Source organism: Pseudomonas sp. PDM03 (assembly GCF_014852385.1).
In the GTDB taxonomy this organism is placed as follows: Bacteria; Pseudomonadota; Gammaproteobacteria; order Pseudomonadales; family Pseudomonadaceae; genus Aquipseudomonas; species Aquipseudomonas migulae.
Genome location: NZ_JACVBM010000001.1, coordinates 791,855 through 805,117, shown reverse-complemented (window position 1 = coordinate 805,117; position 13,263 = coordinate 791,855). Strand labels below are relative to the sequence as shown.

Here is a 13,263-nt window from a genome sequence, read left to right as displayed (position 1 = left end):
GCTTACGCTTGAACGGGGAAAGCTCGCATGGACAAAGTCATCGTCATCACCGGCGGCAGCCGCGGCATCGGTGCCGCCACAGCCTTGTTGGCCGCCGAACAGGGCTATCGGATCTGCATCAACTATCAATCCGACGAAGAAGCTGCGCACCGTGTGCTCGAGCAAGTCCGCGCCCTCGGTGCCCAGGCCATCGCGGTCCGTGCCGACGTCAGCATCGAAGACGAAGTGATCGCCTTGTTTCACCGGGTCGACACCGAACTGGGCCGGGTCACCGCACTGGTCAACAACGCTGGCACCGTGGGGCACAAATCCCGGGTCGACGAAATGTCCGAATTCCGCATCCTCAAAATTCTCAAAACCAACGTCCTGGCGCCGATCCTCTGCGCCAAACACGCGATCCTGCGCATGTCGCCCAAACATGGCGGCCAGGGTGGCAGCATCGTCAACGTCTCCTCGGTAGCCGCACGCTTGGGCGCCCCCAACGAATACGTCGACTACGCGTCCTCCAAAGGCGCGCTCGACACCTTCACCGTCGGCCTGTCCAAGGAAGTGGCCGGCGAAGGTATCCGTGTCAACGCCGTGCGCCCCGGTTACATCTACACCGATTTCCACGCGCTGAGCGGCGATCCGGACCGGGTCAGCAAACTGGAATCGGCAATACCGATGGCACGCGGTGGCCGGCCGGATGAAGTGGCGGAAGCGATTGTGTGGTTGTTGTCGGATAAGGCGTCGTATGCGACGGGGACGTTTGTTGATCTTGGTGGCGGGCGCTAGTCCTCAAGTGTTGTGGTGCCTGTTCTGGTCTCATCGCGAACAGGCTCACTCCCACAGTGGAACACGGTCAACTGTAGGAGCGAGCCTGCTCGCGAAGGCGATAGTCCAAACACTTTCGAGCCTTCAGAACGACCGCACAATCCGCCCCAATGTCTCCATCGCCTTCTCTGAAGCCTCATCCCAAGGGCTGCCATAATTCAGCCGAATACAATTCCTGAACCGCTGCGCCGGTGAAAATATCGGCCCCGGCGCAATGCTGATCCCTTGCGCCAATGCCATCTGAAACAACTTCAACGAGTCCATCTGCGGCGGCAATTCCAGCCACAAAAAATACCCGCCAGCCGGTTGGCTGACGCGAGTCTGCGCCGGAAAATAGCGAGCAATCGCCGCGAGCATCGCACTTTGCTGTTCTTCCAGCGCATAGCGCAGTTTGCGCAGATGCCGGTCATAGCCGCCATGTTGCAGGTAGTCGGCAATGGCCGCCTGCGCCGGCATCGATGCGCACAGCGAGGTCATCAACTTCAACCGCTCAATCTTCTGCGCATAGCGCCCGGCAGCCACCCAGCCAATGCGATAACCAGGGGCGAGGCTCTTGGCGAACGAGCCGCAGTGCATCACCAACCCTTCGGTATCGAACGCTTTCGCCGGTTTTGGCGCCTGTTGCCCGTAATAGAGCTCGGCGTAGACATCATCTTCGATCAGCGGCACCTGATGGCTGCGCAACAACTCCACCAGTTCCTGTTTCTTGGCCTCGGGCATGGTGGCGCCCATGGGGTTCTGGAAACTGGTCATGCACCAGCAGGCCTTGATCGGGTGGCGTTCCAGGGTTTGCGCGAGCACGCCGAGGTCGATGCCGTCGCGTGGGTGCACGGGGATTTCCACGGCTTTGAGTTTCAGCCGTTCGAGGATTTGCAGGCAGGCGTAGAACGCCGGGGCTTCGATGGCCACCAGGTCGCCGGGTTCGGTGACGGCTTGCAGGCACAGGTTCAACGCTTCGAGGGCGCCGTTGGTGATCAGCAGTTCTTCCATGGGCAGCATCAGGCCGCCGACCATGTAGCGCAGGGCGATTTGTCGGCGCAGTTGCGGGTTGCCCGGCGACATGTCGGTCACGACCATGCGCGGGTCCATTTCCCGGGCGGCGCTGGCCAATGATCGTGACAGCCGTTGCAGGGGAAACAGGGTCGGGCTGGGGAACGCCGAGCCGAAGGGCACTGTGTTGGGGTCTTTGATCGAGTCGAGGACCGAGAACACCAGTTCGCTGACGTCGACTTCGGTGGACTCGTTGACCTGGCTGCTGATCACCGGCTCTGAAAACGGGCTCGGCGCATGGGTGTTGACGAAGTAGCCGGAACGCGGGCGGGCGCGGATCAGGCCACGGCGCTCCAACAGGTAATAGGCCTGGAACACCGTGGACGGGCTGACGCCGTAGGTCTGGCTGGCGTAGCGCACCGAGGGCACGCGCTGGCCGGGGCCGAGGACGCCGGAGCGGATCAGTTCAGCGATGTCGTCGGCGAATTTTTCGTAGCGTTTCATCGAGTGCCCTGGGGTTGCGGTATTCAGAGAAATTGGGGGGCCTTCTTCGCCGGCAAGCCGGCTCCTACAGGTCTGCGCGATTCTGTAGGAGCCGGCTTGCCGGCGATGCAGTCTAAGGGATCAACGGTTCATCGGCGCAACAAACCGGCTTTTGGCCACGCTATAAATCTGCGGTTCATCGCTGTCGACGATCTTGAAACTGATGCTCTGCGAGCTACTGCTCGGCCGTTCGGTGGTCATCGCCACGGACACCGGCACGTCGACAATTTCGCCCGGCGCCAGGCTCAGTTCGGTCTTGCCTTGCAGCTGGAAGCCGTCGCCATCGACCAGGGCCAAGCGGTAGTCCTGACGTTGCTGGGTCTTGTTGATGACCTTAAGGCTGTAGATGTTTTCGATCAGCCCCTGACTGTTCTCGCGGAACAGACCACGGTCCTTGCTGACGTCCAGCGACACCATCGGCCGTTCCACCAGCGCGAGGGCGAGGGCGCCGATCATCACCAGCAACACCGCGGTGTAGCCGATCAGCCGTGGCCGCAGCAGATGCGTCTTGCCACCTTGCAACTCGTGCTCCGAGGTGTAGCTGATCAGGCCACGGGCATAGCCCATTTTGTCCATGATCGAATCGCAGGCGTCGATACACGCGGCGCACCCGATGCACTCCATCTGCAAGCCATCGCGGATGTCGATGCCGGTCGGGCAGACCTGCACGCACAGTTGGCAATCGATGCAATCACCGAGGCCGACGTCGGCAGGTTTCACCTCACGTTTGCGTGGGCCACGGTTTTCACCACGGGCGACATCGTAGGAAATGGTCAGCGTGTCCTTGTCGAACATCACGCTCTGAAACCGTGCATACGGGCACATGTGCATGCACACCGCTTCGCGCAGCCAACCGGCGTTGATGTAGGTCGCGCCGGTGAAAAACAGCACCCAGAACAGGCTGACACCGCCCATCTGCAAGGTCAGCAGTTCTTCGGCCAGCGGGCGGATTGGTGTGAAGTAACCGACAAACGTCAGGCCCGTCAGCAAACTGATCGCCAGCCATAGCGTGTGCTTGGCCGAGCGACGCATCAGTTTATTCACGCCCCAGGGCGCGGCTTGGAGCTTGATTCGCTGGTTACGCTCGCCTTCGGTGATCTTCTCGCACCACATGAAAATCCAGGTCCAGGAACTCTGCGGGCAGGTGTAGCCGCACCAGACCCGGCCGGCAAACACGGTGATCGCAAACAGACCGAACGCGGCAATGATCAGCAGTGCCGACAGCAGAATGAAATCCTGCGGCCAGAAGGTCGCACCGAAGATGTGGAATTTGCTTTCGGAAAGGTCCCAGAGCACAGCCTGACGGCCACCCCAGTTCAACCACACGGTGCCGAAAAACAGCAGGAACAGAAATCCCGCACCACTCAGGCGCAGTGTGCGGAACAGACCGGTGAAGCTGCGGGTGTGGATCAGGTTGTCGCTGGACTTGGCCTTCATCTTTGGACGCGAAGTCTCATTTTTAACAAATGAGGCGGGTTCTACGATTCGGACGGGGATTCTTTCGCTCATGGTCTTTCGCTCATCAGCCTCCATCAGGCATGAGCACTATGAGCGGCGATCTGTTTGCATAACAGACTCAGGTATCGCAATAAAAAGCGGATCAGATGAGCGTTGAGCCTCGCCCTGCGACAAGTTGATGCACCCGTCACAACAGGGCGCGGGCGCCTATATCAGGCGCTCGCCCATGATGTTGATCCGGGTCAGTCAAATCACCGAATCACTGTCGGTGGCCTTCAGATGCCGGCGACCGTCCACTGCACCTGCTACGGTCAATGCATCGGCTTCTGCTTCGGTGATGTAAATGCGCTGGCCGTCGATGTCTACCGCCGACATCGCTTTGGCGCCGTCGGTGATGATGGTGACGTCGGGGCACAGACGGATTTCTTCGCCGTTCTGCGTGATGAAGAAGCAGGTCTGGTTTTCGATGCGCACAGTCATGGAGAGGTCCTTTTTTCTGAGGATTCTTGACTGTTAGGGCACCTGCGGCCGCCATCGTTCTGTGCAACCGATTAATGGTCGGCGCGGTCCATCCTCTATCGAGCATCTACAAGGATTGCGCCATGAACGCCTGGTGGCATGAGGTTTGGCTGACGCTGCAAGCGGAGTTCGCCGACATCGGCGACGCCTCACAACTGACACGAATTACCGTCAGATTGCTGATAGCGGCGATTTTGGGCGGGATTCTGGGGTTCGAGCGTGAACACAAGGGCAAGGCGGCCGGAGTGCGAACGCACATGTTGGTCGCGCTTGGCGCCGCATTGTTTGTGCTGGTGCCGCAAATGTCCGGTTCTCAGGCGGATGCCATGAGCCGCGTGGTGCAGGGCGTGATCGCCGGGATCGGCTTTCTCGGTGCCGGGACCATCCTGAAAAACCAGGACGGTGATGAAGGCCACGTGAAAGGCCTGACCACCGCCGCCGGGTTGTGGATGACCGCGGCGATTGGTGTTTCCGCCGGGTTGGGGCGTGAGGCGACGGCGGTGTTCAGTACGTTGCTGGCGTTGGGGATTTTCAGTGTGATGCCGAGGATCGTGAAGCTACTCGAAAACAAAGACTGACACGGAGCTGTAGGAGCCGGCTTGCTGGCGATAGCGGTTTATAACGCACCATTTGCATTGATTGACACACCGCTATCGCCAGCAAGCCGGCTCCTACAGGGGTTGCGGCATCATTCAGGGGGGGGCGCGCATCATTCGGGACTGACGATTACCGGCGGGATGGTTTCCGGCGGATCTTCACGCGGTGGCGGGGTAGTGCCCGGCGGATCCTGCTCGGGTACAGGTTGCGGCTCAGTCGGCGGAATCGTCGGTTGGTCGATGTTCGGATCGGGCGTTTCTGCCGGAATTGGAATACTCATCGTTGAAGCCTCCAGTGGCACATGGCGCAAGTCGTGCTTAAGTGTGTTGACCACTTCGTGCAGGAATTGATTCCACCGGATACCCAGGCAAATCCCCGTGAACTTTACCGGCGCCCGTCGCTCGGAACTTAAGTGAGTTCATTCCGGGGCCGCTGGCCTTGCGCGAGTGACGACCAGGTACAAGAGCGTCCATGGGGCGTGAAGGAGAGATGCTCGATGACTGCTGAAAAACCCACAGAGCTCAACTACAACCCTCATATGCCGCTGTCGCAGGCGTTACTGCTACCGCGCATCGCCATCGAAAACACTATGCCGACCCTCGAAGGCGGGCAATTCGCCGTTAAAGCGGTGGTGGGGCAAGACGTGGTAGTGACCAGCAAAGTCTTCGCCGACGGTCATGACAAACTGGCGGTTCGGGTCCGTTGGCGCGCTGCTGACGATGAAGTCTGGCAGAGCGAAGTCATGGGCGAGTTGGGCAACAACGGTTATCAAGGCCAGTTCCGCGTCGATCGCCAGGGCCGTTATGTGTTCTGCATCGAAGCCTGGGTCGATCAGTTCGCCAGCTTCTGTTATGAGCTGGAAAAAAAGTACACGGCCCGCGTGCCGGTCAGTCTTGAGTTGCAGGAGGGGCGCAATCAGGTCCAGCAGGCGGCCGAACGTACTGAAGGACCACTCAGCGAAGCGCTGGCCGCGCTGCACCATGAATTGTCCGGATTGCTCGAAACCGAGCAGGTCGCGCTGTTTTTGCACCAGCGTAGCGCTGACCTGATGGCCGAGGCCGATCACCACGCTTTTTTGAGCCTGAGCGCCGAGTATCCGCTGGATGTCGAACGCGAGCTCGCGCAGTTTGCCAGTTGGTATGAATTGTTCCCCCGTTCGATCACCGATGACCCGTCCCGTCACGGCACCTTCAACGACGTGCATTCGCGGCTGCCGATGATCCAGGACATGGGTTTCGACGTGCTGTACTTTCCGCCGATCCACCCGATCGGGCGCAGCTATCGCAAAGGCCCGAACAACTCGCTCACCGCTGGCCCCGACGATCCGGGCAGCCCCTATGCCATTGGCAGCGAAGAGGGCGGTCATGAGGCGATTCATAAGGAGCTGGGCACCCGCGAAGACTTCCGCCGACTGGTGGCTGCAGCGGCTGAGCATGGTCTGGAAATCGCACTCGACTTTGCGATCCAGTGTTCCCAGGACCATCCGTGGCTCAAACAGCACCCCGGCTGGTTCAACTGGCGCCCGGACGGCACGATCAAATACGCCGAAAACCCGCCGAAGAAATACCAGGATATCGTCAACGTCGACTTCTATGCCGTCGAGGCCATTCCCAGCCTGTGGGTCGAGTTGCGCGACATCGTGGTCGGCTGGGTTGAGGAGGGCGTGAAGCTCTTTCGCGTCGACAACCCGCACACCAAACCGTTGCCGTTCTGGCAGTGGCTGATCGCCGATGTGCGGGCGCTGTACCCGGAGGTGATTTTTCTCGCCGAAGCCTTCACCACGCCGGCGATGATGGCGCGCCTGGGCAAGGTGGGGTATTCGCAGAGCTACACCTACTTCACCTGGCGCAACACCAAGCATGAACTGTCGACGTACTTCACCGAACTCAACGAATCGCCGTGGCGCGAATGCTACCGGCCGAATTTCTTCGTCAATACGCCAGACATCAATCCGGCGTTTCTGCATGAGTCGGGGCGCGCCGGTTTTCTCATCCGTGCAGCGCTGGCGACCATGGGCTCGGGGTTGTGGGGCATGTATTCCGGGTTTGAACTCTGCGAAGCCGCGCCCGTGCCGGGGAAGGAGGAATACCTCGATTCCGAGAAGTACGAGATTCGCCCAAGGGACTTCAATGCACCCGGCAACATCATCGCCGAGATCGCGCAGCTCAATCGCATTCGTCGGCAAAACCCGGCGCTGCACACGCATTTGGGGCTAAGGGTCTACAACGCCTGGAATGACAACATTGTGTATTTCGGCAAGCGCAGCGCCGATGGCAGCAATTTCATTCTGGTGGCCGTCAGCCTCGATCCGCACAACGTTCAGGAAGCGAATTTCGAATTGCCGCTGTGGGAAATGGGTTTGTCCGACGACGCCAGCACCCAGGGCGAGGATTTGATGAACGGGCATCGCTGGACCTGGCACGGCAAGTACCAGTTCATGCGGATCGACCCGGCGCATCAGCCGTTCGGGATCTGGCGCATCACCGTCTAAACGCAGGATCTGTAGGAGCCGGCTTGCTGGCGATAGCGCAATTGCATTCAACAGTTCCGTTGACTGACCCGCCGCCATCGCCAGCAAGCCGGCTCCTACAAGGGAAAATCATCGCGTTGGAGGATTGTGTACGGCCCAGCGACCTTCTCGAACTCAACAGGAGTTTCAAATGGCGAAGAAACCCAAGGCAGCCACGTTTATCAAGGACCCGCTCTGGTACAAGGATGCGGTGATCTACCAGGTTCACGTTAAATCTTTTTTCGACTCCAACAACGACGGGATCGGCGACTTTCCCGGCCTTATCGCCAAACTCGATTACATTGCCGACCTCGGCGTCAACACCATCTGGCTCCTGCCGTTTTACCCGTCGCCACGGCGCGATGACGGTTACGACATTGCCGAATACCGCGGCGTGCACGCCGATTACGGCACGATGGCCGACGCCAAACGCTTTATTTCTGAAGCGCACAAACGTGGTTTGCGGGTGATTACCGAACTGGTCATCAATCACACTTCGGACCAGCACGCGTGGTTCCAGCGTGCGCGCAAAGCCAAGCCTGGCTCGGCTGCGCGGGACTTTTACGTCTGGTCCGATGACGATCAAAAATACGACGGCACCCGCATCATTTTTCTCGACACCGAGAAATCCAACTGGACGTGGGACCCGGTCGCCGGTCAGTACTTCTGGCACCGCTTCTATTCCCACCAGCCGGACCTGAACTTCGATAACCCGCAGGTCATGAAAGCCGTGCTCTCGGTGATGCGCTATTGGCTGGACATGGGCATCGACGGTTTGCGTCTGGATGCGATTCCGTACCTCATCGAGCGCGACGGCACCAATAATGAAAACCTGCCCGAGACCCACGATGTCCTCAAACAGATCCGCGCCGAAATCGACGCCAATTATCCCGATCGCATGCTGCTGGCCGAGGCCAACCAGTGGCCGGAAGACACCCAGTTGTACTTCGGCGACACCGATAAAAAAGGCCTGAACGGCGACGAATGCCACATGGCGTTCCACTTCCCGCTGATGCCGCGGATGTACATGGCGCTGGCACAGGAAGACCGTTTCCCGATCACTGACATTCTGCGTCAGACCCCGGAAATCCCCGCCAACTGTCAGTGGGCGATTTTCCTGCGCAACCACGATGAGCTGACCCTGGAAATGGTCACCGACAAGGAGCGCGATTACCTGTGGAATTACTACGCCGCCGACCGTCGCGCGCGGATCAACCTGGGGATTCGCCGTCGTCTCGCGCCGCTGATGGAGCGTGATCGTCGTCGCGTGGAATTGCTCAATAGCCTGTTGCTGTCGATGCCCGGCACACCGACGCTGTATTACGGCGATGAAATCGGCATGGGCGACAACATCTACCTCGGCGATCGCGATGGCGTGCGTACGCCGATGCAATGGTCGATCGACCGTAACGGCGGGTTTTCCCGCGCCGACCCGGCGAGCCTGGTGCTGCCGCCGATCATGGACCCGCAATACGGTTACCTGTCGGTCAACGTCGAAACCCAGGCCGGCGACCCGCATTCGCTGTTGAACTGGACCCGCCGCATGCTCGCGGTGCGCAAGCAGTCCAAGGCCTTCGGTCGTGGCACCCTGAAAATGCTGTCGCCGAGCAACCGCCGGATTCTGGCCTACACTCGTGAATTCACCGGGGCCGACGGCAAGCACGAAATCATCCTGTGCGTGGCCAACGTGTCCCGCAGCGCGCAAGCGGCAGAGCTCGACCTGTCGGCCTACGTCGGCATGGTGCCGGTGGAGATGCTCGGCGGGAATGCGTTCCCGCCGATTGGGCAATTGAATTTCCTCCTGACCCTGGCTCCGTACGGTTTCTATTGGTTTGTACTGGCGGCAGAAAACCAAATGCCGAGCTGGCACGTCGAACCGGCGCAAAGCCTGCCGGACTTCACCACGCTGGTGCTGAAAAAACGCATGGAAGAACTGCTCGAAGCGCCGTCCCGTGACACGCTGGAGCAGAGCATCTTGCCGAGCTGGTTGCAGAACCGGCGTTGGTTCGCCGGCAAGGACGCGACTATCGACAAGGTCAACCTGGCCTACGGCGTGCGTTTCGGTGATGCGCAGCATCCGGTGCTGTTGAGTGAAATCGAAGTCACCAGCGGCGACCAGACCAGTCGTTACCAGTTGCCATTCGGCTTCATTGCGGACGATCAGGTCGGGCCGGCATTGCCGCAGCAACTGGCATTGTCGCGGGTGCGACGCGGACCGCAGGTCGGATTGATCACCGATGCCTTCAGCCTCGAACACTTCATCCGCGCCGTGCTGTCAGGCATGCAGGAAAGCAAGGTGTTGCCTTCTGATGGAGGTGAAATCCGTTTCGAACCGACTGCCGCACTGGCCGGCCTGGGGCTGACGGCGGATTCGGAAGTGCGCTACCTGTCCGCCGAACAGTCCAACAGTTCGGTGGTGGTGGGCAAAACCATGGTGCTGAAGCTGATCCGCAAGATCGCCTCGGGCGTGCACCCGGAACTGGAAATGAGCGCGTACCTGACCAACGCAGGCTTTGCCAATATCTCGCCGCTGCTGGGCTCGGTGGTTCGCCGCGACGCCAAGGGCGAAGACAATCTGCTGATGATCGCCCAAGGCTATTTGAGCAATCAGGGCGATGCGTGGGAATGGACGCAGAACAACCTCGAACGGGCGCTGCGCGATGAACTGGCCGACGCCATGTCCGAGCAGGAGCAGCATTACAACGCCCTCGGCGAGTTGAAAGACTTCGCCGCAATGCTCGGTCAGCGCCTGGGTGAAATGCACCTGATGCTGGCGGCGTCTACCGACGACCCGGACTTCGCCCCGCACGTCACCACGCAAAAAGACGCCCTGGCCTCGGCCAAGGATGTCGCGGCGCAACTGGAGCGCGCGCTGAAGTTGCTCAAACAGCATCAAAGCGAACTGAACCCGGCGGACAAAACCCTGGTCAGCCGTTTACTGGACAACAAAAAAGCCATCCTCGGCCATGTCCAGGAACTGGGTAAAAAAGCAGTCGGTGGTCTGCGGATTCGCGTCCACGGCGACTTGCATCTCGGGCAGGTGCTGGTGATCAAGGGTGATGCGTACCTGATCGACTTCGAAGGCGAACCGGCGCGGCCACTGGCCGAACGTCGCGGCAAACACAGCCCCTATAAAGATGTCAGCGGCGTGTTGCGTTCCTTCGACTACGCTGCGGCGATGACGATCAACGTGCACAACGCTGATCACACCGCCGATGTGCAGGCGGCTCGCCAGCGTGTCGCCGACCGCTATTTAAGTGAAGCGCGACAGGCATTTGTCGACGCTTATCGGCTGGCGGCAGCTAGTCTTGCTCATGCGTGGCAAGATCCGGAAGGCGAGGACGCCGCGCTGGCGTTGTTCGGTCTGGAAAAAGCGGCGTATGAGGTGGCCTATGAGGCAGAGAATCGGCCCACCTGGTTGCCCGTGCCGTTGCACGGTTTATATGGATTATTGAGTGGGCTTAAACCCTTTTCCGATCTTGGTGGAGAGTAGTCATGAGTTTCTCGAACAAGGAACAGGGTCACGCTAGAGAGGCATTACTGCCCAGATCCCGGGACATCGATGCGCTGGTACGCGCAGAACATCACGACCCCTTTGCAATCCTCGGCCCCCATGGCGATGGTGCTGGCGGGCAATTCATACGGGCTTATCTGCCTGACGCGCTGAGCGTTCAGGTGTTGGCTAAGGACTCCGGCGAAGAACTCGGCAGCCTGGAGGCCACCCAGACGCCGGGGTTGTTTATCGGGCATTTCGAGCACGCGCAGCCGTATGTGCTGCGCACCCGTTGGGCCGGTGGCGAACAGGTGTCCGAGGACCCTTACAGCTTCGGCCCGTTGCTCGGTGAAATGGACTTGTACCTGTTCGCCGAGGGCAATCACCGCGACTTGAGCAGTTGCCTCGGTGCGCAGCTGAAAAACGTCGACGGCGTCGACGGCGTGCGTTTTGCCGTGTGGGCACCCAACGCCAGGCGGGTTTCGGTGGTCGGCGATTTCAATAACTGGGATGGGCGTCGCCACCCGATGCGCCTGCGTCACCCGACCGGCGTCTGGGAAGTGTTCATCCCGCGCATGCAGGCAGGCGAGGCTTACAAGTACGAGATCCTCGGTGCCCACGGCATTCTGCCACTCAAGGCCGATCCGATGGCCCTGGCCACCGCGCTGCCGCCGGACACCGCGTCGAAAGTCGCCTCACCGCTGAGCATCGAATGGCAGGATCACGCGTGGATGCAGGCACGCGTCGAGCGTTCTCAACCGAGCGCGCCGTTGTCGATCTACGAATTGCACGCCGGCTCCTGGCAGTGCGAACTGGACGATCTGGGCGAAGTCGCGCGCCAGTACACCTGGCACGAACTGGGTGAACGGTTGATCCCGTACGTCAAGGATCTGGGCTTCACCCACATTGAGCTGATGCCGATCATGGAGCACCCGTTCGGCGGTTCGTGGGGCTATCAACTGCTCTCGCAATTTGCCCCGAGCGCGCGCTACGGTTCACCGGATGACTTCGCCGCGTTCGTCAACGCCTGTCACCTGGCCGACATCGGCGTCATCCTCGATTGGGTGCCGGCGCATTTCCCGACCGATGTCCACGGCCTGGCGCAATTCGATGGCACCGCGCTGTACGAATACGGCAACCCGCAGGAAGGTTTCCACCAGGATTGGGACACGCTGATCTACAACCTCGGCCGCACCGAAGTGCACGGCTACATGCTGGCGTCGGGGTTGCACTGGCTCAAGCATTTCCATGTTGATGGCCTGCGCGTCGATGCGGTGGCGTCGATGCTGTATCGCGATTACTCGCGCAAGGCCGGCGAATGGGTGCCGAACCGTCACGGCGGCCGGGAGAACCTTGAAGCGATCGATTTCCTGCGTCACCTCAACGACGTGGTCAATCTCGAAGCCCCTGGCGCACTGGTGATCGCCGAGGAATCCACCGCGTGGCCAGGCGTGAGCCAGAGCACGCAACAGGGCGGCCTGGGTTTCGATTACAAATGGAACATGGGCTGGATGCACGATTCGCTGCATTACATCCAGCAGGATCCGGTCTACCGCGCGCATCATCACAACGAACTGAGTTTCGGCCTGGTATACGCCTGGTCCGAGCGCTTCATCCTGCCGATCTCCCACGACGAAGTGGTCCACGGCAAACACTCGCTGATCGACAAAATGCCCGGCGACCGCTGGCAGAAATTCGCCAACCTGCGTGCGTACCTGAGCTTCATGTGGGCGCATCCGGGCAAGAAACTGTTGTTCATGGGCTGCGAGTTTGGCCAGTGGCGTGAGTGGGATCATGATCAGCAGCTGGATTGGTACTTGCTGCAGTATCCGGAACACCAAGGTGTGAAGACTTTGGTCGGTGACCTCAACCGGTTGTACCGTGAAGAACCGGCGCTGCATGAGCAGGACGACGTGCCGCAAGGGTTCCAGTGGTTGATTGGCGATGACGCGATCAACAGCGTTTACGCGTTCCTGCGCTGGAGCAAGGACGGTCGGCCGATGCTGGTGGTGGCGAACTTTACGCCGGTGCCGCGTCAGGCTTATCGCATTGGCGTACCGTTTGCGGGGCGCTGGACTGAAGTGATCAACAGCGACGCGGCGACGTATGCCGGGTCGAATTACGGGAACAGCGGCGGGGCGTCTACCGAGGAAGAGGCAAGCCATGGGCAGGCGCTTTCGCTGGTGCTGAATTTGCCGCCGTTGGCGGTGTTGATGTTGAGGCCGGAGGGGTGATTCGGATTCGTTGATCGAGAACGGTTTCAGCGCTGTGCAACTACAACGCTGAAACTGGAAAACTCGTCACTTGGCTCCGACTAAGGGATAAACCTAATACTCAGGTG

The 13,263-nt window shown here is 60.1% G+C and carries 9 protein-coding genes; 5 read left to right on the top strand and 4 right to left on the bottom strand.

Annotated elements, in window-relative coordinates; translation table 11 throughout:
* The first annotated feature begins 27 nt into the window (after window positions 1–27).
* The gene (locus IB254_RS03715) at window positions 28–774 is read left to right on the top strand and encodes an SDR family oxidoreductase (protein WP_008035597.1); all 747 of its coding nucleotides are present in this window, start codon (window positions 28–30) and stop codon (window positions 772–774) included.
* A 123-nt stretch (window positions 775–897) separates the two neighbouring features.
* Here IB254_RS03715 and mapR read toward each other — a convergent pair whose 3' ends face one another.
* The 3 genes from mapR to IB254_RS03700 all read right to left on the bottom strand — a co-directional run bounded on the left by mapR (window position 898) and on the right by IB254_RS03700 (window position 4,284).
* Window positions 898–2,307, bottom strand: a complete 1,410-nt coding sequence (gene mapR, locus IB254_RS03710) for a GntR family transcriptional regulator MpaR (protein WP_192416446.1) — start codon at window positions 2,305–2,307, stop codon at window positions 898–900.
* A 120-nt stretch (window positions 2,308–2,427) separates the two neighbouring features.
* Window positions 2,428–3,855 (bottom strand): cytochrome c oxidase accessory protein CcoG, encoded by a 1,428-nt coding sequence (gene ccoG / locus IB254_RS03705; RefSeq protein ID WP_192416445.1) that lies wholly within the window; start codon window positions 3,853–3,855, stop codon window positions 2,428–2,430.
* Between the two features lie 195 nt (window positions 3,856–4,050).
* Window positions 4,051–4,284, bottom strand: coding sequence for a DUF3203 family protein (locus IB254_RS03700; protein ID WP_192416444.1), 234 nt, complete (start codon window positions 4,282–4,284; stop codon window positions 4,051–4,053).
* Window positions 4,285–4,406: 122 nt separating this feature from the next.
* Here IB254_RS03700 and IB254_RS03695 point away from each other — a divergent pair, with 122 nt between their 5' ends.
* Complete coding sequence (locus IB254_RS03695) at window positions 4,407–4,901, top strand: MgtC/SapB family protein (RefSeq protein ID WP_192416443.1); 495 nt, start codon at window positions 4,407–4,409, stop codon at window positions 4,899–4,901.
* Between the two features lie 131 nt (window positions 4,902–5,032).
* On the opposite strand, the gene IB254_RS03690 is transcribed toward IB254_RS03695, so the two are convergent.
* On the bottom strand, window positions 5,033–5,200 hold the full coding sequence (locus tag IB254_RS03690) for a hypothetical protein (protein ID WP_192227263.1): 168 nt from the start codon (window positions 5,198–5,200) through the stop codon (window positions 5,033–5,035).
* Between the two features lie 216 nt (window positions 5,201–5,416).
* Between IB254_RS03690 and IB254_RS03685 the strand changes: the two genes are divergently transcribed.
* The 3 genes from IB254_RS03685 to glgB all read left to right on the top strand — a co-directional run bounded on the left by IB254_RS03685 (window position 5,417) and on the right by glgB (window position 13,156).
* The gene (locus tag IB254_RS03685; RefSeq protein ID WP_192416442.1) at window positions 5,417–7,411 is read left to right on the top strand and encodes an alpha-1,4-glucan--maltose-1-phosphate maltosyltransferase; all 1,995 of its coding nucleotides are present in this window, start codon (window positions 5,417–5,419) and stop codon (window positions 7,409–7,411) included.
* Between the two features lie 169 nt (window positions 7,412–7,580).
* Window positions 7,581–10,922 (top strand): maltose alpha-D-glucosyltransferase, encoded by a 3,342-nt coding sequence (gene treS, locus IB254_RS03680; protein ID WP_192416441.1) that lies wholly within the window; start codon window positions 7,581–7,583, stop codon window positions 10,920–10,922.
* 2 nt (window positions 10,923–10,924) lie between these two features.
* The gene (gene glgB / locus IB254_RS03675) at window positions 10,925–13,156 is read left to right on the top strand and encodes a 1,4-alpha-glucan branching protein GlgB (protein ID WP_192416440.1); all 2,232 of its coding nucleotides are present in this window, start codon (window positions 10,925–10,927) and stop codon (window positions 13,154–13,156) included.
* The last annotated feature ends 107 nt before the right edge of the window (window positions 13,157–13,263 follow it).

What these genes read in the sequence shown, in the direction of transcription:
- IB254_RS03715 (WP_008035597.1), top strand. Translation starts at nt 28, where the DNA reads ATGGACAAAGTCATCGTCATCACCGGCGGCAGCCGCGGCATCGGTGCC.
- mapR (WP_192416446.1), bottom strand. Translation starts at nt 2,307, where the DNA reads ATGAAACGCTACGAAAAATTCGCCGACGACATCGCTGAACTGATCCGC.
- ccoG (WP_192416445.1), bottom strand. Translation starts at nt 3,855, where the DNA reads ATGAGCGAAAGAATCCCCGTCCGAATCGTAGAACCCGCCTCATTTGTT.
- IB254_RS03700 (WP_192416444.1), bottom strand. Translation starts at nt 4,284, where the DNA reads ATGACTGTGCGCATCGAAAACCAGACCTGCTTCTTCATCACGCAGAAC.
- IB254_RS03695 (WP_192416443.1), top strand. Translation starts at nt 4,407, where the DNA reads ATGAACGCCTGGTGGCATGAGGTTTGGCTGACGCTGCAAGCGGAGTTC.
- IB254_RS03690 (WP_192227263.1), bottom strand. Translation starts at nt 5,200, where the DNA reads ATGAGTATTCCAATTCCGGCAGAAACGCCCGATCCGAACATCGACCAA.
- IB254_RS03685 (WP_192416442.1), top strand. Translation starts at nt 5,417, where the DNA reads ATGACTGCTGAAAAACCCACAGAGCTCAACTACAACCCTCATATGCCG.
- treS (WP_192416441.1), top strand. Translation starts at nt 7,581, where the DNA reads ATGGCGAAGAAACCCAAGGCAGCCACGTTTATCAAGGACCCGCTCTGG.
- glgB (WP_192416440.1), top strand. Translation starts at nt 10,925, where the DNA reads ATGAGTTTCTCGAACAAGGAACAGGGTCACGCTAGAGAGGCATTACTG.